22 protein-coding genes are annotated in these 21379 nt (G+C 74.1%); 8 read left to right on the top strand and 14 right to left on the bottom strand.

Going from position 1 to position 21379, the window contains the following annotated elements:
* Positions 1 to 36: 36 nt before the first annotated feature.
* Both ACI797_RS16640 and ACI797_RS16635 read right to left on the bottom strand, forming a co-directional pair.
* Positions 37 to 873 (bottom strand): hypothetical protein, encoded by an 837-nt coding sequence (locus ACI797_RS16640; RefSeq protein ID WP_456859850.1) that lies wholly within the window; start codon positions 871 to 873, stop codon positions 37 to 39.
* 10 nt (positions 874 to 883) lie between these two features.
* Positions 884 to 2074 (bottom strand): hypothetical protein, encoded by a 1191-nt coding sequence (locus ACI797_RS16635; RefSeq protein ID WP_456859849.1) that lies wholly within the window; start codon positions 2072 to 2074, stop codon positions 884 to 886.
* A gap of 133 nt (positions 2075 to 2207) precedes the next feature.
* Here ACI797_RS16635 and ACI797_RS16630 point away from each other — a divergent pair, with 133 nt between their 5' ends.
* Together ACI797_RS16630 and ACI797_RS16625 are read left to right on the top strand one after the other, a co-directional pair.
* Positions 2208 to 3221: a hypothetical protein gene (locus tag ACI797_RS16630; protein WP_456859848.1), complete on the top strand. Its 1014-nt coding sequence runs from the start codon at positions 2208 to 2210 to the stop codon at positions 3219 to 3221.
* Positions 3222 to 3279: 58 nt separating this feature from the next.
* Positions 3280 to 4734, top strand: a complete 1455-nt coding sequence (locus ACI797_RS16625; protein WP_456859847.1) for an oligosaccharide flippase family protein — start codon at positions 3280 to 3282, stop codon at positions 4732 to 4734.
* 3 nt (positions 4735 to 4737) lie between these two features.
* On the opposite strand, the gene ACI797_RS16620 is transcribed toward ACI797_RS16625, so the two are convergent.
* From ACI797_RS16620 to ACI797_RS16605, 4 genes are read right to left on the bottom strand one after another with little or no spacing between them, the layout of a single operon-like run.
* On the bottom strand, positions 4738 to 5562 hold the full coding sequence (locus ACI797_RS16620) for a TylF/MycF/NovP-related O-methyltransferase (protein ID WP_456859846.1): 825 nt from the start codon (positions 5560 to 5562) through the stop codon (positions 4738 to 4740).
* Positions 5541 to 6479, bottom strand: coding sequence for an NAD-dependent epimerase/dehydratase family protein (locus ACI797_RS16615; protein ID WP_456859844.1), 939 nt, complete (start codon positions 6477 to 6479; stop codon positions 5541 to 5543). Before ACI797_RS16615 ends, ACI797_RS16620 begins: the two co-directional genes overlap by 22 nt.
* Entirely contained in the window at positions 6464 to 7426 is a 963-nt protein-coding gene (locus ACI797_RS16610; RefSeq protein WP_456859843.1) for a glycosyltransferase family 2 protein, read from the bottom strand. The genes ACI797_RS16615 and ACI797_RS16610 overlap by 16 nt, the downstream gene beginning before the upstream one ends.
* Complete coding sequence (locus tag ACI797_RS16605; protein WP_456859842.1) at positions 7423 to 8496, bottom strand: glycosyltransferase family 4 protein; 1074 nt, start codon at positions 8494 to 8496, stop codon at positions 7423 to 7425. Before ACI797_RS16605 ends, ACI797_RS16610 begins: the two co-directional genes overlap by 4 nt.
* 229 nt (positions 8497 to 8725) lie before the next feature.
* Between ACI797_RS16605 and ACI797_RS16600 the strand changes: the two genes are divergently transcribed.
* Positions 8726 to 9880, top strand: coding sequence for a glycosyltransferase (locus ACI797_RS16600; RefSeq protein WP_456859841.1), 1155 nt, complete (start codon positions 8726 to 8728; stop codon positions 9878 to 9880).
* On the opposite strand, the gene ACI797_RS16595 is transcribed toward ACI797_RS16600, so the two are convergent.
* From ACI797_RS16595 to ACI797_RS16585, 3 genes are read right to left on the bottom strand one after another with little or no spacing between them, the layout of a single operon-like run.
* Positions 9835 to 10815, bottom strand: coding sequence for a class I SAM-dependent methyltransferase (locus ACI797_RS16595; protein ID WP_456859840.1), 981 nt, complete (start codon positions 10813 to 10815; stop codon positions 9835 to 9837). The genes ACI797_RS16600 and ACI797_RS16595 overlap by 46 nt on opposite strands.
* Positions 10812 to 11447 (bottom strand): sugar transferase, encoded by a 636-nt coding sequence (locus ACI797_RS16590; protein ID WP_456859839.1) that lies wholly within the window; start codon positions 11445 to 11447, stop codon positions 10812 to 10814. Before ACI797_RS16590 ends, ACI797_RS16595 begins: the two co-directional genes overlap by 4 nt.
* Complete coding sequence (locus ACI797_RS16585; RefSeq protein WP_456859838.1) at positions 11440 to 12636, bottom strand: DegT/DnrJ/EryC1/StrS family aminotransferase; 1197 nt, start codon at positions 12634 to 12636, stop codon at positions 11440 to 11442. Before ACI797_RS16585 ends, ACI797_RS16590 begins: the two co-directional genes overlap by 8 nt.
* A 277-nt stretch (positions 12637 to 12913) precedes the next feature.
* Here ACI797_RS16585 and ACI797_RS16580 point away from each other — a divergent pair, with 277 nt between their 5' ends.
* Positions 12914 to 13939, top strand: a complete 1026-nt coding sequence (locus ACI797_RS16580) for a hypothetical protein (RefSeq protein ID WP_456859835.1) — start codon at positions 12914 to 12916, stop codon at positions 13937 to 13939.
* Here ACI797_RS16580 and ACI797_RS16575 read toward each other — a convergent pair.
* Positions 13921 to 15537, bottom strand: coding sequence for a polysaccharide deacetylase family protein (locus ACI797_RS16575; protein ID WP_456859834.1), 1617 nt, complete (start codon positions 15535 to 15537; stop codon positions 13921 to 13923). The two genes, ACI797_RS16580 and ACI797_RS16575, sit on opposite strands and share 19 nt — an antisense overlap.
* Before the next feature lie 319 nt (positions 15538 to 15856).
* Between ACI797_RS16575 and ACI797_RS16570 the strand changes: the two genes are divergently transcribed.
* Complete coding sequence (locus tag ACI797_RS16570; protein WP_456859832.1) at positions 15857 to 16726, top strand: GGDEF domain-containing protein; 870 nt, start codon at positions 15857 to 15859, stop codon at positions 16724 to 16726.
* 37 nt (positions 16727 to 16763) lie between these two features.
* Here the strand turns inward: ACI797_RS16570 and ACI797_RS16565 are convergent, their stop codons facing one another.
* On the bottom strand, positions 16764 to 17198 hold the full coding sequence (locus ACI797_RS16565) for a DUF732 domain-containing protein (protein WP_456859830.1): 435 nt from the start codon (positions 17196 to 17198) through the stop codon (positions 16764 to 16766).
* Positions 17199 to 17306: 108 nt separating this feature from the next.
* On the bottom strand, positions 17307 to 18107 hold the full coding sequence (locus tag ACI797_RS16560; RefSeq protein ID WP_456859828.1) for a hypothetical protein: 801 nt from the start codon (positions 18105 to 18107) through the stop codon (positions 17307 to 17309).
* Positions 18108 to 18241: 134 nt separating this feature from the next.
* Here ACI797_RS16560 and ACI797_RS16555 point away from each other — a divergent pair, with 134 nt between their 5' ends.
* Positions 18242 to 18994 carry a hypothetical protein gene (locus tag ACI797_RS16555; protein WP_456859827.1) on the top strand — a complete coding sequence of 251 codons (753 nt, stop codon included), beginning with the start codon at positions 18242 to 18244 and terminating at the stop codon, positions 18992 to 18994.
* 16 nt (positions 18995 to 19010) lie between these two features.
* Here the strand turns inward: ACI797_RS16555 and ACI797_RS16550 are convergent, their stop codons facing one another.
* Both ACI797_RS16550 and ACI797_RS16545 read right to left on the bottom strand, forming a co-directional pair.
* Positions 19011 to 19226, bottom strand: coding sequence for a hypothetical protein (locus ACI797_RS16550; protein ID WP_456859825.1), 216 nt, complete (start codon positions 19224 to 19226; stop codon positions 19011 to 19013).
* A 103-nt stretch (positions 19227 to 19329) separates the two neighbouring features.
* The gene (locus ACI797_RS16545; RefSeq protein WP_456859824.1) at positions 19330 to 19896 is read right to left on the bottom strand and encodes a hypothetical protein; all 567 of its coding nucleotides are present in this window, start codon (positions 19894 to 19896) and stop codon (positions 19330 to 19332) included.
* A 447-nt stretch (positions 19897 to 20343) separates the two neighbouring features.
* On the opposite strand from ACI797_RS16545, the gene ACI797_RS16540 reads away from it, so the two are divergent.
* A complete protein-coding gene (locus ACI797_RS16540; RefSeq protein ID WP_456859823.1) occupies positions 20344 to 20712 on the top strand; it encodes a hypothetical protein in 369 nt (122 codons plus the stop codon).
* Between the two features lie 185 nt (positions 20713 to 20897).
* A complete protein-coding gene (locus tag ACI797_RS16535) occupies positions 20898 to 21332 on the top strand; it encodes a DUF4190 domain-containing protein (RefSeq protein ID WP_456859822.1) in 435 nt (144 codons plus the stop codon).
* Positions 21333 to 21379 lie beyond the last annotated feature (47 nt).

Raw genomic sequence — 21379 nt, 5'->3', positions numbered from 1 at the left:
CGGCGCGCGCGGAACCCGCGTCGTCGGCCCGACCGGTCACGGACGGTGTTCGGAGGCGGGTTCCACGAGCAGGGCGTGTGCTCCGACGACCCGGCTCCGGACCGGGTGGAACGTCCGCCGTCCGCTCGGCTGCCGCAGCGCGGCGAGCACATCGGCGGGCTCGACGGTCGCACCGCCGACGTTGAAGAACCGGTCGGCGCCGGGCGCCGTGGGCCACTGGGTGAGGCGGGTGTCCACCGGCCCGTGGTCGAGCGCGTCGGCGTAGAGGGGCAGGCGCACCTCGTCGTTCCCCCAGTCCGGGGGGTCGGCCGCCGCGTACGCCTCGAGGAACCGGCGCGGGAAGCAGGGACCGCACCCGAGGCACACCCGGGTGGTCACGTCCGGCCACGTCGCGCGGACGTGCCGCAGGAGGGCCTCGAACTCCGGGCGCTCGGTGCTGCCGGTGGTCCACCGCCAGTTCGGGGGGACCTCCGCGGCCGTCCGGAGCGCGGTGAGGCCGACCGCGTCGGGCGGGACGGCGGAGAACGCCTCGGCGAGCGGCTCCAGCACCAGCAGGTCCCACTCGAGCACGTGCAGGACGTCGAAGCGCAGCCGGTGCCCCACCTCGCGGAACCAGTCGAGCACGGCGAGGTCGCCGTTCTTCCAGTTCCACAGGGGCGGGCGCCGGGACAGGTAGAGGCTGTCGAGGCCGATCAGCGGCGCGCCGAAGAGGCGGACGGCCGCACCGTGGGCACCGCGCGGGCCGCCGTACAGGCCGTGCACGGGCACCCCGGGGTTGGCCCGGCGGAGCAGCGCGACGTGGTCCCGGCAGACCAGGGGATCGCGGTCGAACCGGAAGAGGACGAGCCGCTCGACCTCGGCTGACGGCCCCATGCCCCGGACCCTAGCGCCGGCTACCCGGGGGAGGTCCCTCTTCCTGCACCGCGGGGTCTCGGCGCAGCGACGCGAGCAGGTCCGCCAGCGGCTGGAGCGTGCGGTCCCACGCCAGCCGCTGGGCCTGGGCATGGGCCTGGTCGCTGAGCGTCCGCCACCGCAGCTCGTCGTGCAAGCCGTCGACCACCGAGCGGAAACCGTGCTCGTCGTAGGTCACCGACCCCTGCAGCAGGTCGAGGTGCCGCCGCCAGGCCGGCACGAGCACGGGCAGCCCGTACGACAGGTAGAGCGTGTGCTTCGACGAGAAGCCCTGCCGGCGCAGCGGGTCCGTACTGCAGGTGACGAGGCCGAGCTGGTAGTCGGCCAGCACCTCAGGAGTCGGCGTGTAGCCGCGGTAGTTCAGGCCCAGTGCGGGATCGGGCGGCGGTCCCCCGTACACGTCGATGTGCGGGTACTCGCGGGCGAGCCGGACGAGGAGCTCCGGGTTGTTGAACCGGGCCGAGAGGTTGCCCATGTACACGATCCGGGGCGGGTCGGCGAACGCCGCGCGTCGCGTCGACGGGGTGCAGCCGAAGTCGAGCCGCATCAGGTTGGCGCCGCTGAGGCCGTACTCCTCGGCGGCGTAGCGGGCGTAGGACTCCCAGTGGAAGGCCAGGTGGTCGACGCGCTCGAACAGCTCCGTCTCCGTGCGGCGCAGCCGCGCGTGCTGGCGGCGGGTGAGCAGCCCCTCGAAGTACAGCTCGTCGGCCCACGGGCAGGGGCAGTCGTACAGCGTGCGGGCGGAGGTCGGGGTGGTCAGCACGCCGGCGTCGTACGGCTCCTCGCAGATCACCAGGTCGAAGTCGTCCAGTCGGAGAACCGACCGCAGCCGGGCGCGGCGGAGCCGGACGTCGGCGCGGGCCGTGTAGTAGGTGAGGCGGCCACGAGCGATGCCCGTGCGGCGGACGACCGCCGCCGCGACATCGTTGAGGTACAGGGCGAACGCCCCCGGCCGGCCGCTGGGCAGCCGGCCGCCGAAGGCCCGCGGCCAGCGCGTGGAGCGGCTCAGCCGGTTCGTGTCGACCAGCGTCACCTCGTGGCCGCGCTCACGCAGGAAGCGCTGGATCTCGAAGGGCTTGATCCCGTTGGCGAAGCGGTCCGGCTGGCAGATGACCGCCACCCGCTTCCCCCCGTCGTGCCGCCCACCCGTCGACTCCACCACCGGGCCGAGTGTGGCCATGCTCACCCGGGCGGGCCACCCCGCGCGCTCCGGACGGTTCCCGACCGTCTTGTCAGACGGCCGTCCGCGTCCGAAGGTGGGCACTCGCGGACGGAGCCGACGCCGGAGGATGCGGATGACCCGAGCCGAGGGCGACACCGACGGGGAAGAGGCACCGGGCACCGCGTTCTACACCGTGGCCGACGCCCGCTTCTTCCCCGGTGTGGCGGCGCTGCTCAACTCCCTGCGGCTGGCCGGCCACGACGAACCGCTGTTCGTGGTGGACGCGGGGCTCACCGAGCAGCAGCGGGAGCGGCTCGCACCGCACGTCACGGTGCTGCCCGCGCCGACCGACGAGGAAGCCGTCCTGCTCGCGCCCACCGGACCGCTCCAGGTCCCCGCCGACGTCGCCGTCCTCGTCGATGCCGACATCGTGGTGCTGCGGTCCCTGTCCGAGGTGGTCGAGCAGGCCCGCGCGGGCCGCGTCACCGCGTTCCTCAACATCCCGCCGAACGACGACCGCTCCTTCCCGGACTGGGGGCCCGCCCTCGACCTGGGCGAGATCCGGCCACAGCCCTACGTGAATGCCGGGCTGGTCGCCGTCCCCGCGGCGCTGCAGAAGCGGCTGCTGCCGCGCTGGATCGAGCTCCAGCGCGTCGTCGCCTGGTCCGGCACCCGCTACGGCGGGGCGCGGATGACCGACCCGTTCTACTTCGCCGACCAGGACGTGCTCAACGCCCTGCTCTCGTCGCGGTTCGGGCCGGACGAGGTCGAGATCCTGGAGTACCGGCTCGCCCCGCACCCCCCGTTCCACGGGCTGCGGTTGACCGATCCCGACGCGCTGGTCTGCCGCTACGACGGCGGCACGGTCCCGTACCTGCTGCACCACACCATGCACAAGCCGTGGCTCCGGGCGACCCGGACGACGGTCTACTCACGCCTGCTCACGCGGTTGCTGTTGCGCGACGACGTGGCGATCCGGATGCGTCCGGAGGAGCTGCCGTCCCGGCTGCGGGAGGGGATCCGTGCCGACCTCGCCCGCCGGCGGGACACCACGCTGGTGACGGTCCGGTCGGAGCTCCGCCGGCAGCTGGGCCGCTTCGGCATCCGGACCCGCATCGCGGCGGCGCGGGCGGCCCGGCAGCGCTGAGGTGGAACCCGAACGGCGCCCGGCCGACCCCGCCCCGGACCGCGTCGAGGTGTCCGCGGTGGCTGACGCGGCGGAGCTGCACGAGCGGGCGTCGGCGGGGGTCGCCGTCATGGCCACCCGCAGCCTCGTCGTGCTGCTCGTCGGCTTCGGCGGCAGTGTGGTGGTTGCACGCATCCTCACGCCCGGCGATCTCGGCGTCGTCGCCGTCGGGATGTCCTTCGTGGTCTTCACCGGTCTCGTCTCCGATGGCGGGCTCGGCGCCGGGCTCATCCGCCGCGACCTGCCACCGACCCGGCGGGAGCTGCGTGCGCTGTCGGCGCTGCAGCTGAGCATCACCGCGGCCGCCGCGCTCGTCGCGCTGGCCGTGGCCGCGGCGGCCCCGCTCGGGCGGACCGGGTGGGTGACGGCGATCATGGTCGCCTCGATGCCGGTCGTCGCGCTGCAGTTCCCGGGCCGGATCCTGCTCGAGCGGTCGCTCCTCTACCACCGGCTCGCCCGGGTGGAGCTGGTCCAGGTCCTCTGCTACCACGGTTGGAACGTCGCGACCGTCCTAGCGGGCTGGGGGGTGTGGGGTCTGGCCACCGGGGCGGTGGTGCGCGCGGTCGTCGGCTCGGTGCTGATGGCCGTGGTGATACCGGCCGGCAACGTCCGCCCGATGTTCGACCCGCGCGCGGTCAGGCCGTTGATGGGGTTCGGGCTGCGGTTCCAGGCCGTGAACGCGACCTTCCTGGCGCGGGACCAGGTGCTCAACCTCGCGGTCGGGGCGGTGTCCGGCACGGCGACCCTCGGGCGGTGGTCGCTGACTCGGCGGGTCATGGAGGTGCCGTACCTGCTCGTCTACTCGCTGGACCGGGTCGCCCTCCCCGCCGTTCCGCAGTTCCTCGCGGCCGGACGACCGCCGAAGCAGCTCGTCGAGCGCGCGGTGACGTTGACGGCGGTCGGTGCGGGCCTCGTCCTGAGCGGACTCGCGGGAGGCGCTCCGGGCCTCGTCCCCGGAGTGTTCGGGCCCCAGTGGTCCGGGGTGAGCGCCGCCGTCGCCTTCTCGTGCGCGGGGCTGTTCCTGTCGGGCTCGACGAAGCCCCTGCAGAGCTACTTGTACGCCGTGGACGACGCCACGGCGGTGCTGCGGGCCCAGCTGGTCCAGACGCCGGTGTGGTTCGCCGTCGGCCTTCCCCTGCTGCCCGTGCTGGGCGTCGCGGCGTTGGGCCTCGGGTGGGCCGCCGGGGCGGTCGTGGAGGTGGTCGTGCTCGTGCGCGCGACCCGCCGGAGGGTCGCGGCCCGTCTCCTGCCGGGACTCATCGTGCCCCTCGTCGTGGGCGTGGTCGCGGCGACCGGCGGGTGGCTGCTGTCGACCGAGCTGGGGCCCACCCTCTGGTCCGGGGTCGCCGGGGGCGCGCTGTCCGCTGCCGCCTTCGGGCTCGGGCTGGCGCTGTTCCGCCGCGCCGCGCTCGTCGACGCCGTCCACCTCGGCGCCCGGTCCGTGCGCAGCGCGCTGCGCCGGACGCACCGGTGACCGTCACCCCCCAGGCGTGACGGTCCTCGGGAGAACGGCGACGCCCGTGATGTGCACGGGGGTGAGCAGCAGCGGTAGTCCGGTCTCCGCGAGGTACTCGTCGACCGCCTGCCGGCAGCCCTCCCAGTACCAGTAGTCGTCGACGATGAGCACCCCACCGGCAGGCATCAGCGGCACGAGGTGGCGCAGCTCGTGCCGCGTGGACTCGTACCAGTCGGTGTCCAGCCGGAGCAGCGCGATCCGGTCGGGCACCCGGCCGGGGATCGTCTCCTCGACCGGGCCGGCGACGTAGTGGACACGGTCGGCCGGGTAGCCCGTCGAGGTCATCGCGGCCCGCACCTGGTCCAGCGTCGAGTAGCACCAGATGCCGTCGCCGTCCCCGACGGGGGAGGCGGCGAGCAGGTCGGCTGCCGGCGCGCGGTCGCCGGAGAGGAGCACGTCGCGGTCGGCCGGCTCCGTCATGCCCTCGAACGTGTCGTAGAGCCAGAGGTCGCGGTCGGTGACCCCGAGCTCCAGCAGTGTCCGTGCGACGGCGACCATGCTGCCGCCGCGCCACACCCCGCACTCGACGAACGCCCCGGGGAGCTCCCGGCGGACCAGGTAGCGCGTCGCCTCGACCAGCGAGAAGAGCGCGTCGACCGACGTCATGGTGAACGGGCGGGCCGCGGTGATGGTGGCGGCGGCGTCGGCGTCGATGTGCGGGGGCAGCGCCGGCGGCCACCGGCGGACGTCGACGCCCTGGGACCGCAGCACCGAGCGGACCCGGGACCGCAACCGTCCCACCGCGGGCAGCCGTGCCGCCCGGGTCACTGCGCGTCCTGCTGCCATGCCCACTGCTCCTTGAGTCCTTGCGCGAGGGTCGTCACCGGCGCCCAGCCGAGCAGCCGCGCGGCTCGTTCGATCGAGCCACCCGTGGCGGTGACGTCCCCGGCCTGCGTGGCGACGTGCTCCACGCGCGCGCGGCGGCCGGTGACCTCCTCGAGCAGGGCGATCACCTGGTTGACCGACACGGCGGACCCGCCCGCCACGTTGATCACCGACCCCGGTGGCGCCGTGCCCGTGCCGGCCGCGACGGTGGCGGTGACGACGTCGCCGACGAAGGTGAAGTCGCGGAGCTGCTCCCCGTCGCCCCAGACCGTGATCGCCCGGTCGTGCAGGAGGGCCTGCAGGAAGCGGTGGATGCCCATGTCGGGTCGTTGCCGCGGGCCGTAGACGGTGAAGTACCGCAGCGCGACCACCGGCACCGCCCAGTTGTGCAGGTAGGTCATGCCCAGGTGCTCGCCGGCCAGCTTGGTGACGCCGTAGGGGCTGACCGGCGCCGGCGGCGCGGACTCGACGGTGGGGTAGCCGGCCGCCTCGCCGTAGACGGACGAGCTGGAGGCGTAGACGAACCGGTGCAACTGCGCTCGGCGGGCGGCTTCCAGCAGCCGCTGGGTCGCGGCGACGTTCAGCGACAGGTAGTCCGCGAAGGAGTCCCCCCACGACGCCCTGACTCCGGGCTGCCCCGCGAGGTGGAACACGACGTCGGCGCCCGCCAGCAGGTCGTCGATGTCGGCGTCGCGGAGGTCCGCCGTGGCGGTCCGCACGCCGGAGGCCCGGACCGCCTCCAGGTTCGCGTGCTTGCGGCGGACGTCGTAGTAGTCGGTCAGGCAGTCGATCCCGAGGACCTCGTGCCCTGACCCGACCAGCCGCTGGCTCAGGTGGCTGCCGATGAAGCCCGCCACGCCGGTCACCACGCACCGCATCGTCGCCTCCTGGGGTCTATCCGGTGCCGTGCCACGGCGCGCAGATGGCCGACGTAGCCACGGACGGTCTGGGTGGGGGGCCCGGTCCTGCGCACCGCCTCGGTGAGCAGCCGGGCGGGGAGCTCGACGACGGCGGTGAGGAGCCCCAGGAACACGCGGCGACGGAGGGGCCAGTGCGCGCGTGCGTAGGCCCGGCGGCTGCCGAGCGAGTACTGCAGCCGGCGTCCGCCGATCTGGCTGCTGCTCACCCGGCCTGCATGGACCACCTCGGCGTCGGCGAGGTGGTACGTCGCCCAGCCCAGCCATCGCGCCCGGAGGCAGAGGTCGACTTCCTCGTAGTAGACGAAGTACCGCTCGTCGAAGCCGCCGAGCTGCTCGAACAGGTCCCGTCGGACGACGAGGAACGCGCCGATGACGTGGTCCATCGGGCCGGTCGCGACCCGGTGCCGCACGTGCTTCGGGGGGAACAGGGAGGGAAGCACCCGGCTCAGGCCGGTCACCTGCCCCAGGAGGAGCCGCGGGGTCGGGAAGGGGCCGCCGCTGATGTCGGGCCGGCCTGTCTCGTCCAGCACCTGTGCGCCGCAGATCCCCACCGTGCGCGCCGCGGGCGTGCGGAAGAACTCGACCACCCGGGCCAGCGTGGAGTCCAACACCCGCGCGTCCGGGTTGAGGAAGCAGATCAGCGGCGCGCGGCCGAGCCGGGCTCCCTGGTTGCACGCCGCCGCGAAGCCCGCGTTGTGCGGGTTGCGCACGACGACCGACGTCGGTCGGTCCAGTTCCGGCCGCGCCCGTGCGAGCGAGTCGTCACGGCTGGCGTTGTCCACCACGACCACCCGCCCCAGGCCCACCCGGCCCGCGGACGCGTGGACGGAGCGGAGGCACTCGGCGAGGTAGCCCCCGGTGTTCCAGTTCACGACGACGAGGTCGATCTCCCCAGGATCGCTCATGCGGAGTCCAGGAACACGGCCGAACGCCAGCGCTCGTGCCAGGCGTCGAACGAGTAGTGCTCGACCACGACCTGGCGACCCCGCGCGCCGAGCGCCGCGCGGTGCTGGGCCGGCGCCTCGAGCAGTGCGGTGAGCGCGGCGGTCCACTCGTCGGTCGTGCGGGCCGCCGGTGCGCCCGCGCGGTCCAGGATCTCGCCGTTGACCCCGATCGGGCTGGCGACCGACGGCACGCCCGCGGCCAGGTACTGCAGGAGCTTGTAGCCGCACTTCCCCCGCGTGTACGGCGTGTCGGCCAGCGGCATCACGCCGACGTCGAAACGGGCGAGCGCCGCTCGCTGCGCGGCCGGCGACCACGGCACCCGCTCCACCATGTCCTCCAGGACACCGAGGTGCCCACCGGGCGCGCCCACGACGACGAGCCGGGCGCCCAGCCGGTCACCGAGGGCGCGCAGCGCCGGAGCGATGCCCAGGAGCTGCTGCTCGGTGGACCACGACCCGATCCAGCCGACGCGGGGACGGGTGCCCACGGTGTAGTCGGACTTCGGCTCGTACGCGCGGGGGTCGACACAGCTCGGCACGACGACGACGTCCCGGTGGTGGTCGGCGGCCCAGTTCGCGAGCGTGTCGTTGCCGGCGACGACCCGGTCCACGGTCCCCAGCACCGCCGCGACCTTCGCCGCCTTGGGCGCCAGCCGCCGGTAGAACGGCCCCGTGCCCGTGTCGGTGTAGAGGGCGTCGTCGAAGTCGTACACCGCGACGCCCGCCGATCGCGTGAGGGTCGCCTCGAGCCGGCCGCGGCTCAGCGGCGAGGCCTCCCGGTGGAGGAGGAGCCGCCGGGGTCGCGCCGACGCCAGCTCCCGCAGGGACACCTCGGCACCGAGGACCCGGGCGGGGTGGCGGAGCAGGGTGCGGGGGCCGGCACCGTCGAGGTCGGCGTAGGGGTGGACCTCGACGGCGTCCTGCATGCGGTCGGCCCACTCGTGGACCCGGACGCGGGAGCTACCGGCACGGCGGCCGTAGGGCGTCACCGCGTGCACACCGGTGTCCCGGTTTCGGACGGGCCGATCCATAGGCGCCGCAGTGTAAGGGCGGGAAACCGCCGCCGACGGGGGACGGGCGGGCAACGGTGCACCACGCGCCTCGGGAGATTCCCGAGCGTCAGAAATCGGATGCGGACGGTGATGTCGTTCGCCGCGTGGCGCGCGGACACGTCCGGTCGGTCGTCCCGTTCCGCCCGCGCAGGTTACCGTCGCGCGCCGTGCGTCGGGTCGGCCCGGCGTGGATGGGACGGAGGACCGGGTGACGGGACCAGAACGGGGGCCGCGGGTCGTCCACGTCGCGGCGGTCGAGTACACCGCCTGGGCGCTGCTCGCCCCTCAGATGGCCGAACTCCAGGACCGCGGCTACGACGTGCGGTTGATCTGCGCCCCGGACGCGGCGGAGGTCACGGCCGGACTCCGCCGCTTCCGTCCGGTCGACGTGCGCTTCCCGCGATCGCCGCGACCGGTCGCGATCGGCCGGGCGCTCCGGCGGTTCCAGCAGGTCGTGCGGGAGCTGGAACCGGACGTCCTGCACCTGCACACCCCCGCGATCGCGCTGACGACGCGGATGCTGCCGGCGCGCGCGTTCCCGGCGCGCACGCGGATCGTCTACACGGTCCACGGCTTCGCCCACGTGTGGGACCGGCAGCATGCGCGTGACCTCGCGCTGGAACGGCTGGAGCGTCGGCAGGCCCGGCGCACGCACGCCCTGCTCTTCCAGTCCCGGGAGGACCTCGAGCAGGTCCGCGCGCGGGCCTACCCGACGACCACCCACTACCTGGGCAACGGCGTGCAGGACGACTGGTTCACCGGTCCCCGCGACCCGGCGCGCAGGGTCGGACCGCGCGCGCTGTTCGTCGGCCGGCTGATCCGGGAGAAGGGGATCCTCGACCTGCTGGACGCCCTCGAACGGGTGCCCGACGTGACGCTGCGGGTCGCCGGGACGCAGATCACCACCGAGCGCGACGGGGTGGGGCGCGAGGTGGCGGATCGCGCGGCACGGCCGCCGCTGAAGGGGCGGGTCGACCTGCTGGGGGTGCTGGACCGTGCGCAGTTGAAGGCCGAGCACGGCCGCGTGGACTTCCTCGTCCTGCCGAGCTACCGCGAGGGGGTCCCGCGCTCGGTGATCGAGGCGATGGCCGGCGGCCTGCCGGCCCTGGTCACCGATGTGCGCGGCTGCCGGGAGCTGGTCGAGCACGGCGTCAACGGGCTGATCGTGCCTCCGGGGGAACCCGCTGCGCTGGCCCGCGGCCTGGTGGCGATGGCCTCCTTGTCGGCCGGCGAGTACCGCGCGATGTCGGAGGCGGCCTACGAAAGGGTGTCCTCCGGCTACCGCGAGTCCACCGTCTTCGAGCGGCTCGTCCGCGTCTACTCCGAACTGGGGGTCCCGGCGCCGGGCGCCATGGTGCCCTGAGCGCCGGTGTACCCGGCGACGGCCTCGGCCGGGGTGATCGGCCGCTCCGCCCGCCGCCCCAGGAAGTACAGCGCGCTGGCCGCGTCGGCGGCGTAGCGCGGGTCGGCCGCCCGGTCGGCGAAGCGCAGCCAGAAGAACAGCAGCCGGGCGATCTGGCCGGCACGCCGCGAGCGGAACACCGCGCGGACGAGGTGGTCGATGGCCCAGGTGAGGGCCGTCCCGGGGCCGGCGACCACGCCGCGGTCGATCTCGGCGAAGCGGCGGAAGAGCCAGCGGTGCCCGCTGTCGGAGAACCGGGTGAAGTCGTAGCACCCCGCGTGGACCTGCTGCATGAACGGCGTCTCCGCGTAGACCAGGCCCTCCGGCCGCAGCACGCGGTGGATCTCGGCCACGACCTGTCCCGGGTCGAGGACGTGCTCGAGGACGGCCTGGACGACGACGGCGTCGACGCAGCCGGCAACCAGCGGGATCCGGTGCGCGTCGGCGATCAGCTGGACCTGCTGGGTCGGCAGGATGTCGAAGGCCAGCACCTGCAGGTCCGCGTCCTCGTACAGCAGCTCGGCGCCGTTGCCGACGGTGCCGCCGCCGACGACGAGGACGAGGGCCTGCATCGGTAGGAGGTGGCGCAGGCGAAGCAGCTGGCGGGCACCGACGGCGTTCGCCGGCCGGACGAGTCGTCGCAGCACCGCCGGCGCCCGGGTCCGCCCGACCGCCGGCCCCTCCGCGCATCCCACCAGCGCAGTGACGTCCTCGATGTCGATGACGCTCTGCTCGAGGTCCGCGATCACCGGCCACCGGCCGCCGACCGACGGGAATCCGTCGGCGTGCACGCAGTCCGGGGCGGCGCAGCGGTACGGCTCGCCCCCGGCGAGCGGGGTTCCGCAGCGCGGACAGGCGAGCAGGTGCCGGACGGTGGCCAGGGGGACCAGGGTCACGGTGGTCCGTGCCGTCCCGGGGTCGCCCCTGGTCCGGGTCCCAGCATGGCCCGTGCCGTGGCGAGCAGGATGGACACGTCCGTGCGCAGGTCCGGGTGCGCGACGTAGGAGAGGTCGAGGTCGAGCTTGCGGGGGAGCACCGCCGCCGCGTAGTACGCGTCCAGGTCGGCGGCGCCGACCCCGCGCAGGAGCTCCTCCTCGTGGCGGAACTGCACCGCCGCGCGCCCGGTGATCCCCGGGCGGACCGTCAGGACAGCGGCGTACCGCCCGGAGTAGGACGCCGCGAACCGGGGGTCCTCCGGCCGCGGCCCGACGATGCTCATCTCGCCGCGGAGGACGTTGAGCAGCTGGGGGAGCTCGTCGAGCTTCGTGCACCGCAGCCACCGGCCGACCGGGGTGATCCGGACGTCGTCCGCGGCCGTCACCCCGGCCGTGCCCGGTGCCGTCGTCATCGTCCGGAACTTCAGGATCTCGAACTCGCGGCCGCCCCGGCCCATCCTGTGTCCGCGGTAGAGGACGGGGCGACCCGAGGTGACCCGGACCAGGGCGGCGAGCACGAGGCCGACCGGCAGGGCGACGGGTGCCGCGAGAGCGCAGCAGACGAGGTCGAACGCCCGCTTGCGGTCAACCACGGGTGGATCCGTCCACCGCCTCGAGGACCGCCTCGACGACGTCCCGGACGTCCTCGTCGGTCATGGCCGGGTAGACGGGGAGGGAGAGCAGCTGCTCGAACGCCGAGTTGGCGACCGGGAAGTCCTCCGGCGAGTAGCCGTACCGCTCCCGGTAGTACTCGAGCCGGTGCACGGGGATGAAGTGGACGCTGGTGCCGATGCCCTGGGCCGCGAGCGCCGCGGCCAGCTCGTCACGTGTCACGGGGCTGCGCGCGGGGTCGATCCGGATCATGTACAGGTGCCACGCGTGCCCGGCGTCGGTGGCGCGGGAGACCGGGCGGATCTCGTCGACCTTCTCGAAGGCGGTGTCGTACATCCGCGCGATCGTGCGGCGCCGGTCGAGGAACTCCGCCGCGCGCCCGAGCTGCACGACGCCGAGCGCTGCCTGGAGGTCCGACATGTTGTACTTGAACCCCGGCTGGGTGACCGAGTAGTGCCACGAGCCGCCCGCGCCGTACCGGTTCCAGGCATCGCGCGTCATCCCGTGCAGGCTCCACGTCCGGGCCCTCTCGAGCAGCGCCGCGTCCCCGGTGAGCATGCCGCCCTCGCCGGTGGTGATGTTCTTCGTCGCGTAGAAGGAGAAGGCGACCGAGCGCGGCACCGCCGGGCCGCCCGACGTGCTGCCCACCGGCCGGCCGTCGACGTCGGCCCCGAGGGCGTGCGCGGCGTCCTCGACCACGGCCGCGCCGCACTCCTCCGCGATGCGCAGGATGTCCGGCACGGCGGCCGGCAGGCCGGCGAGGTGCACCGGCACGATCGCCGCTGGCGGGGTGTCCAGCCGTTCCACCGCCGTGGCGAGTGCGGCGGGGGAGATGTTCAGCGTCTGCGGGTCGACGTCGACGAACACGGGCCGCGCGCCTTGGTGCTCGACGACGTGGACCGTCGAGCAGAACGTCAGAGGGGTCGTCAGGACGACGTCACCCGGTCCCACGCCCGAGGCGATCAGGCCCAGGTGCAGGGCGGCGGTGCCCGAGCTGCAGGCCAGCGCGGCCTCCGCGCCGACGGCGTCGGCGAACCGGCACTCGAACTCGGCGGTGCGGGGCCCGGTCGTGAGCCACCCGCTGCGCAGCACCTCGACGACGGCCGCCACCTCGTCGTCGCCGATCGAGGGCGCGGCGAATCGCAGCGGAGAGCCGGGGTCGCGACCCATCGCGGCAGCGTAGCGTTCGGAAATGGCCTGGAGAGCGGGTGGCACGCCGCCGTCCGGCGGCGCTCCGCCCCCGACATCGACGCGAGGTGGTGCTCCGGTCACGCAGCGGATCCCGTCCTCGCCGAGAAGGGGCACCCCCCGCGCGTCGGGCCCCGGGTGGGTCCGGCTCCGGGTGCTCACGGTCGGTGTGCTGCTGCTGGCCGTGAGCCTCGCGGGGGCCGCTGCTGGGCGCAGCGGCTCCGCGGAGAGCCCCTCGGCGCCGCACGGTGCGCATGCCGTGCCCGCCGGCATCGCCGCCGACTGCAGCGCCGACGTCACCGCGGAGCTGCGGGCATTCCTCGACGGCGTGCCGGACCACTCGACGATCGTGTTCACGCCGCGGGGGTGCTACCGGGTCGACGGCACCCTGGAGCTGGTGGGGCGCGAGGGCCTGGTCATCGACGGGCGGAACGCGACCTTCCGCACCACGACCAGGGCCGATGACACGCGGTCCCACTGGCGGTTCGTGGGCGGCACCGACCTGACCGTCACGCGCATGCGGATCGTGGGTGCCAACTCCGGCGGGGGGACCGTCGACGCCTTCGTCCCGGAGCTGCAGCACCAGATGGGCATCGACCTGCGCGGCCCCAGCGGCGTGCGGGTTGAGGACGTGCTCATCAGCCAGGTCTACGGCGACTGCGTCTACGTGGGGGCCGGGGAGCACGGCGGCATCTGGACGAGGGACGTGGAGGTCCAGGACATCACGTGCATCGCCCCGGGGCGGAACGGGGTCTCGGTGACCGCGGGCGAGGACGTGACGGTGACGGGCAGCACGATCCTGCAGCCGGGGCTGTGGGGCGTGGACGTCGAACCGAACGGCGGGGCCACCGGGGCCGTGGACATCACCATCACCGACGACGTCTTCACGCCGGGGGTGCACTACCGGCCCTTCTTCCAGGCGGTCGGCGCCTCCGGAGGGGGCCGGGTCAGCGGGATCCGCGTCGAGGGCAACACCGTGCAGGGCGGGACGCTGGCAACCCGGTTCGTCCCCGCGCCCGGCCAGCGGTGGTCGGACGTCACGTTCTCGGGCAACCGCAGCGACACTGCCGGCTTCTTCCTCCCCGGCAGCGGCAGCGGAGCTGCGGCCGTGGTCACGGTCGTGGACGTCGACGGCGTCACCGTGGCCGGCAACCACCAGCCGGGATCGGGCCGGAGCCAGGTCTTCCTGCACGCCACCGGCAGTTGCGACGTCCGGTACTCGGACAACTCCTTCCCCGGCGGGGGACCACCCGCGGAGGTCTCCCCTCACCCCTGCGGGGGCTGACGGCGCCGGGTCGGTCGGCGTCGGCCGATGGGGTCCTGGCCGAGCCAGAGCTTGAGCGCGAAACGGAGGAGCCCGTCGGAGCGCTCGACGGCGACCCGGGGTCGGTCCAACCGGTCCTGGACGACGCTGTCCAGGCCGCTGCGGATCGACCAGGCCGCGGCGTAGCCGGCGTCGGCGACCGCGGCGTCCACCGTCGGATCGTGGCTCCCGTACGGGTAGGCGAACAGCCGGGCGGGGTGCCCGATCTCGGCCTCGAGCCGCCGGCGGGAGCCCTGCACCTCGGTGGTCAGCGCGGAGGTGTCCAGGGCCCTCAGGTCGGCGTGGGTCATCGAGTGCGCGTGCACGCGGAAGTGCCCTCGGTCGAGGAGGCGCACCTCGTCCCAGGTGAGCAGGTCGCGCACGGGGAGCCGGCGCTCGCGGTCCCAGATGTTGCTGCCCCCGGCCAGGCCGGTGACGACGAACACGGTTGCCGGGAAGCCGTGCCGGCGGAGGACGGGCTCCGCGGTGGTGAGGGCATCGCGGTACCCGTCGTCGAAGGTCAGGGCCACCGTGCCGCGGGGCGGCGGCCGGCCGGAGTCCCAGCCCTCGAGCAGCTCCTCCAGCGACTCGACCCGGCGGCGGGTCCAGCGGAGGAACGCCATCTGGCGGGCGAAGCGCCGTGGATCCACGGTGTAGCGGTCACCCGGGGGGCCCGGGGAGATGCTGTGGTACATCAGCACCGGCACCCCGGGGTTGGCCAGACGGCGCCATTCGTCGCCGGTGGCGACCCGGCGCACCCCACGCCAGTAGTAGAAGGACCGGGCGAGCTCGAACAGCGGGCGCCGCGCGCGGGAGACGTCCGAGGCCGCCCACCCGGCGAAGGCCAGGTCGAGCACACGTCCGCCGAGGGGGAGCCGGTCCAGGGCGAGCAGCGCGCCGCGCGCCAGGCGCAGCCGTATCCGGATCGCACCGAACCCGCCCAGGGGCAGGTCCGCCAGAGCCGGGGGTGTGCTGCGGTGGGTGAGCACCGCTGCCTGCCCGGATCGCGCGAAGCCGGGCAGCAGCGCCGACGGCGACATCGGCGGCGCGAGGACGACGGCTTCCGGGGCGTGGACGAAGCGCAATCCGGAGACGTGCAGGCGGTGGGCGAGCCCGAGGTCGTCCGCGGACGCGAGCCCGTCGAGGGTGCCGCACCGGAGGGCCACCTCGCGGGGAAGGCTGGCGTGGGCGCTGGAGAAGTCGCTCCACCGCACGTCGCCCGCCGCCATCTGCCGACTCCGGGCCTCTGCCGAGTCGTGCAGGGCGGCGGCGAGCGCTCCGGCACCCGGGGGGAACCGGACGTGCCCGAGGACGACGCAGCCCTGCGGCCCGGCCGCCCTCTGCCGGTCCAGGTGCGCGGCGACCACCTCGGGCTCGGCGACCACGTCGTGCCCGAGGAGGAGCACCCAGCGGCCACGGGCGGCCCGCAGTCCGTCGTCCCGTCCGGCGGGCACGACGACCTCGAAGCGGCTGGGGTCGGCCGTCGCACGGCGCAGGCTCTCGAGGGTTCTCGTCGGCGCCGGGCGTCCGGGCTCTGCCGGGATCACGACGCTGAGGTCGGGTGTGCTCGACGACGTCATCGTCCCTGCTCGTCAGCCGGGCGGCGCGGAGCCCTACCGGGGTTGTGCACCAGCGCTGCCCACGAAGTAGGCCGGCGTCGTCGTCGGCAGGTGGTTCGGACCACGACGTCTCCTTCCCGGGAGTGCGCGATGGTCCCGCCGCCGGCGGGACCGGTCAACTCCGGGGACGTCACCCGAACGGGTGCGCCGGGCCCAAGGTTGAACCCGTTCCCGTCGATGTACGTGGTGCCAGAGGACACCTCCCGAGGGGACGTCGATGCGAGCGGTCCACCGACCTTCACCGGTCTCACCGGTGCACGGTCGCCTCGCAGCTGTCCCCATGCCGGCCTCCGCCCTCGACGGCCTGGCCCTGGCCACCCTCGAGGCGACGGCCGCGCTGGTGCTGGTCTGCGACGCGGACGGCCGGATCATGCTGGCCAACCCGGCGCTGCAGCGCTTCACCGGTCGCTCGCGCTACCAGCTGACCGGCGCCTCGCTCTACGACGTCGTCGTGCAGCCGGACGAGCGCGAGATCGCCCGGGTGGGCATCGCCGCCGTCCTGGCGGGGGAGCCGGCCATCCCGGGCGAGGTCGACTGGGTCAACGGCGACGGCGAGGCTCGCCGCATCGAGCTGCAGACCAGCGTGCTGGCGCACGACGGCGGCCGGCCGTATGCGCTGGCGTTCATCGGCATCGACGTGACCGTGCACCGCGAGCGGGAGGCGCAGGCCCGCAAGCTGGCCATGACCGACCCGCTCACCGGGGTCGCCAACCGCAGCGCGCTGTTCGCCGCGCTGCGCGCGCACCTCGACCCGGCGACCGGGGCGGGCTGCGGCCTGCTGTTCTGCGACCTCGACGGCTTCAAGGCCGTCAACGACGTGCACGGGCACGCCGTCGGTGACCGGATGCTGGTCGCGGTGGCGGAGCGGCTTCGTCAGCTGGGCGGGGCCGACAACATCGTGGTGCGCCTGGGTGGCGACGAGTTCGTCGTCCTCTTCCCCGGCGTCGGGCCGGACGCGCTGGTCGCGCGGGCTCGCCTGCTCGAGGCGCTCATGGAGCACCCGTTCGAGGTCGACGGTGTGCGGGTCGAGGTCGGCACGAGCATCGGCTCGTCGGTCGGCCGGCCCGGCGACGACCCCGACGTCGTCATGACCCAGGCCGACCAGGCCATGTACCGCGTGAAGAGCGCCCGCCGGTCCACCCGCTCCTGACAGCGTTCAGGCGCCGCCGTCGTCATCGGGCCGGGCGCTAGGCAGCCGTGTGCTCGGGGCAGAAGTTGGTCACCGCGATCGCGATGAAGTCGACCGCTTCGCTCGGGGTGTAGCCGGAGTCGACGGCCACGCCGCCCGCCTGCGCAACGGTGTGCCCTCGGTCGAGGAACGCGCAGACCTGCTCGGCGAACGCGACCAGCTCGCCCGGCGTCCCTTCGTCGGCGAGCCCGGCGTTTGTCAGGTCGACGAAGTAGCTCGCGTCCCGAAGGCGTTCGACGTCTTCAGGGTCCTCGGCGAGGTACTCCGGGTTCGGGTTGTCCGCTCGGTACTGCTCCAACGCGGACAGCCCGGATGACGACGTGGACGACGGCGTCGGGTCGGCCGCGGACTCCTGGTCCGCGTCCTGGCACCCGGCCAGCAGGACGACGCCGATTGCGGCGACCACTCCAGCCAATCTGCGCACCCGGCGCACCCCATCCCTCTCGCGTGAGCGACAGACGGTAGCCACGCCGGTCCGGTAGCGGGCGGCGCGAGAGGGGCTACATCCCTCTCAAGGGGTGAGCTGACGGGTGGACCTGCGTCAGGCGACGCCGCTGTCGAGCGACTGCTGCCAACCAAGCTCGTAGATGACCGCCCGCTTCTCGGTGTCGTCGAAGGACACCTTCTCGCCGCGGTGCCCCTGCTCCGCACCGGTGACTCCGTAAGAGCCGCTGCGGTACCAGTCGCCCTTGGTCGTCAGGAACCACGAGCGATGGTGGTAGTCGGGGCCGGCGAATGCCCATCCCGACAGGCGCCGCAGACCGGAGCGCCGGGTCTTCTCGGTGGCGCTGAGGGTGGGCAGGACGTCGAGGCACAGCCGGGTGAACGCCGAGGCCGACAGGCGGCGCAGCACGTTGTCGGCCGACCGGATCTCCTGCTCCGTCCGCGGCTGCGCGACATACAGCAGCTCGAGGGCCTGGACGGGGGAGAGGTCGAGGAAGGTGTTGCGCAGCCGACGGCGTTCGGCCTCCGCGGCGGCCGCCGCCTTCTGAAGCCGCCGCTCCTCCGCGAGCGCGGCCGCGCGCGCCTTCATGCGGGCGGTGGCCAGGTCGCGGTCGCACACCCGCCAGCCCTGCCACAGGTCGGAGTGGTCGGCGCAGACGAGGCGGGTGCACTCGGCGCACTCGCCGACCGCGCGCTCGCCGCAGCGGCAGTTCTGCGGCCCGGAGTCGTCGATGCGCGTCTGGAGGTAGATGGCGCCGCACGCGCGCGGCTCGGCAGCCGGCGTGCTGCTCGAGCCCGCGCCGACGAGATGGTCGGCTCCGACGAGGGCGTCGCACCGCCAGTAGCCCGGGAGGAGCTGCGTGCGGGGGCTCGTCGTGCCACAGGTTGGACACGGCATGGCCGGAAGGCTAGGGGCGTCGGGTGTGGCGGCCGGTGATACCGCAGCGTGTCGAATCCGCCTCGGCACGGCCATCACAGGCGTCCCGCGCCTCTCCGGAACTCTGGCTGTGACGGAATGGTCACAGCGAGTCGGTGCACCCCTTCCCCTGGCGCCCGACGAATGACAAGGTTGAAACTCTCAAGTCGAAAGCGCGAACGGGGGGCTGGAGCGGTGTTGAGCACGGCGTCGGAGTTTGGTCGATGAGCGCTCGGCACGCGGTCCAGCGGCGGCGCGGCCGCTTCTGGTGGACGGTGGCCGGCGGCAACGCCGCGTTGGGGGTTGCCGCGCTCGTCGCCTTCGGCGTCTCGGACGTCTCCGATGTGCGTGCCCAGGACGCCTCCAGCGCCGAGGTGGCGGCCACCCCCGGCCCTCGGTCGGACGGCGAACTGGGCGACCCCTGGCGGCAGACCGAGGTCGGCGACGGCTGGGCGACTGCCGCCGAGGGCCGCGAGAGCGAGGCCCAGAGCTCGGCGTCGCGCGCGACGCGGACGCCGACCCGGCCGACGGCTGGTTCCACGGGCAGTTCGACGTCCGCTGAGGCGCCCACCCCAGCGACGACGACGTCGCCCGGCGAGGCCGTGCCCACCGCGCCGTCGACGACCACGCAGCCGCCCGTTCTCAGCTGGCCGCTCCCGGTCCCGGAGCCGACGGACGGTGTCACGCCCACTCCTCAGCCCGGCCCGGGGCCGACCGTGCCCTCGACACCGACCACACCGACTACGCCCTCGACGCCGACGGAGCCCGAGGCCCCGGACGAGACGGATCCGACCGATCCGCCCGAAACGCGTGAGCCGCCCGTGCCGCCGGAGCGCCCGACGCCGCCGGGGCAGGAGGCGGACGAGTAGTCGCCCTTCGCCAGGGTCAGGCGGCGAGGAGTCGGTCCTCCAGTTCGCGGCGGGCGCCGCAGGCCGGGCATAGCTCGTAGGCGCGGGGAGCGGCCTCCCACTTGGGGTTCAGCAGGTCCAGGCCCTTGCGCATGCGGCGGGACACCGTGATGACCTGACCGTGGTGGCCGCACAGGCTGCAGGACGAGGCCGCCAGGCCGAGCCGGGACTCCTGACGCACCGTCGATCGCACAACGTGAGCGTGCCATCACTCCGGAGCAGTCGCTCGCACGGGTGACGCGACTCACCGGCAGTTCGGCTCAACAGTCACACGCGTCTGCCGAGGGCCGCGCGCGTCAGGGCGCCGGCGGGCAATCCGTGCAGGACGACGGGTCCTCGGGGAGGGGCTCCTCGACCGGCGGCGGCGGATCGGCCGGCGGCTGCTCGGGCACCGCCTCCGGCTCGGTCGGCGTCTCGCCGGTGGGGGCATCGACCGGGTCATGAGGAGTGCCGGTGTAGTCGCTGGACGGATCGACCTCGACCGGTGCGGGAGCGACGGCGTCAGGTGCGGACGGCGCGGGCGCGGCCGGTGCGCCGGTCGTCCTGCTGCCGGCGGCCGAGGCGGCGCGGGACGGAGAGGCGGGCGTCGGGGAGGCCGTGGACGTGGGCGGAGCGGTCGGCACCCCGGCCGCGGGGCCGGCAGTGGGGGTGGCGCGTGGCGCGGACGACGGGCGGGCCGGCTCGGTCGGCGCACTGCCCGCCGGGGTCTCGACCGAGGCGGTGCTCAGCCAGCTGAGCGAGTGCCCGAGCACGGGCAGCAGCCCGAAGGCGAGGAGCGCGAGGAGCGGGGCCAGCCAGGCGCGCCGGGCGCCGTCCGCCGTCCGGGCGGCCCGGTGCCGTCCGACGACGTCGATCGTGGCCACGTCCCGCTCCCTCCACCGGTCCGGTCCGACGCTAGGGATGCCGGGGCGGGAGGTGGGGGAGCCGCCGTGGCGAGCGGGACGGCCGGGACACCGGTGGGCGACGGGGAGGAAGGGGTCGGCTCGCGGGGCGACGGGGGCACGGTCGGTCCGCGGGCCTTACGGCAGGAGGGACGGGGACGCCGGTGCCCCGCTGCTGGAGGCCCGTCGACGAGGAGCGGTGTTCTTCTCGACCGCGCTGTGCAGGAGGATCGAGCACTGTCGGGTTGGCCTGCAACGTCAAGGAGGTACCCCGCGGAGGGGACACCGGCTGCGCCGGGCGGGACAGGTGTGTCCAGGCGGGCTGTCCAGCGGACATGCGCGGGGCGCCTGCTTGGCAGGCGCGACGTCTGTCACGACTCTGCTCCGGAACGTCGGACGAGCCGACGTCCGAACCCGAACGGGGATCTCATGTCCACCGAGCAGTACGACCCCACCTACTCGCAGACCCCGGCCGTCCCGCAGGGCTACGCCCAGCCGGCTCCGCAGCCGTACGGCTACGCCCCGGTGCCCGTGCAGGCGCCGTCGAACGGCATCGGCGTCGCCGGCTTCGTCACCGGCCTCGTCGGCCTGGTCCTGTGCTGGGTGCCGTGGGTCGGCCTCCTGCTGGGCCTGACCGGCATCGCCCTCAGCGCGGTCGGCATCTCGCAGGGCAAGAAGAAGGGCGCCCCCACCGGCCTCTCCATCGCCGGTCTCGTCTGCGGGATCATCGCGATCATCCCGCAGATCTTCGTGCTGATCGCGCTGTTCTCCGTCGCCTCGGCGATCTCGACGTACTGATCGCACCGCCGCTCGGCACGACCACGGGCCGGCGTCCCGACTGCTCCGGCGGTCGGGACGCCGGCCCGTCGTCGTTCGTGCCCCTCTCGGGTGGCCGCGCGCGTCACTGCGGTCGTTCGACCGTTCCCCGGCCTCACACTTGGACCACGGGGCGTCACCGACGCCGGAACGAGCGGAGGGACGCCGTGACGAGCGGCCAGTACGGGTACAACCCGGGGGAACCGGAACAGCGGCCGCAGGAGGGCGCGCAGCCGTACGGGGCGCAGCCGGCGTGGGGCCACCCCCCGCAGGGCCCCGTTCCGCCCCAGCCGATGCCCTATGGCTACGGGCAGGGCTATCCCGCGCCTGGCTACCCGGTCTACGCCCCGGCGCCTCCGCAGAACGGCGTGGGCATCGCCGGTTTCGTCACCGGCCTGACCGGCCTGGTGCTCTGCTGGATCCCCTTCCTCGGCTTTCTCCTCGCCGGGACGGGCGTCGCCCTCAGCGCCGTCGGGATGAACCAGGGGAAGCGGACAGGGGCGAGCACCGGGCTGGCGATCGCCGGCCTCGTGTGCGGGATCATCGGCGTGATCCCGGGCCTGATCGTGCTCATCGCCTTCTTGTCGGCCGGCCCGTACTGACGCGAGTTTCCACAGCCGCGCTGCCCTCCCGTCGCCATGGGCGGCGA

This window comes from Geodermatophilus sp. SYSU D00691 (assembly GCF_054050275.1).
Note: the sequence above shows the minus strand (reverse complement) of the source record. Positions and strands in the feature narration are given on the sequence as shown.

Bases quoted from the DNA above. Each gene is read 5' to 3' on its own strand.
- ACI797_RS16640 (WP_456859850.1), bottom strand. From the start codon at position 873: ATGGGGCCGTCAGCCGAGGTCGAGCGGCTCGTCCTCTTCCGGTTCGAC.
- ACI797_RS16570 (WP_456859832.1), top strand. From the start codon at position 15,857: ATGCCGGCCTCCGCCCTCGACGGCCTGGCCCTGGCCACCCTCGAGGCG.
- ACI797_RS16605 (WP_456859842.1), bottom strand. From the start codon at position 8,496: ATGGATCGGCCCGTCCGAAACCGGGACACCGGTGTGCACGCGGTGACG.
- ACI797_RS16620 (WP_456859846.1), bottom strand. From the start codon at position 5,562: ATGGCAGCAGGACGCGCAGTGACCCGGGCGGCACGGCTGCCCGCGGTG.
- ACI797_RS16610 (WP_456859843.1), bottom strand. From the start codon at position 7,426: ATGAGCGATCCTGGGGAGATCGACCTCGTCGTCGTGAACTGGAACACC.
- ACI797_RS16540 (WP_456859823.1), top strand. From the start codon at position 20,344: ATGTCCACCGAGCAGTACGACCCCACCTACTCGCAGACCCCGGCCGTC.
- ACI797_RS16585 (WP_456859838.1), bottom strand. From the start codon at position 12,636: ATGGGTCGCGACCCCGGCTCTCCGCTGCGATTCGCCGCGCCCTCGATC.
- ACI797_RS16560 (WP_456859828.1), bottom strand. From the start codon at position 18,107: ATGCCGTGTCCAACCTGTGGCACGACGAGCCCCCGCACGCAGCTCCTC.
- ACI797_RS16615 (WP_456859844.1), bottom strand. From the start codon at position 6,479: ATGCGGTGCGTGGTGACCGGCGTGGCGGGCTTCATCGGCAGCCACCTG.
- ACI797_RS16575 (WP_456859834.1), bottom strand. From the start codon at position 15,537: ATGACGTCGTCGAGCACACCCGACCTCAGCGTCGTGATCCCGGCAGAG.
- ACI797_RS16630 (WP_456859848.1), top strand. From the start codon at position 2,208: ATGACCCGAGCCGAGGGCGACACCGACGGGGAAGAGGCACCGGGCACC.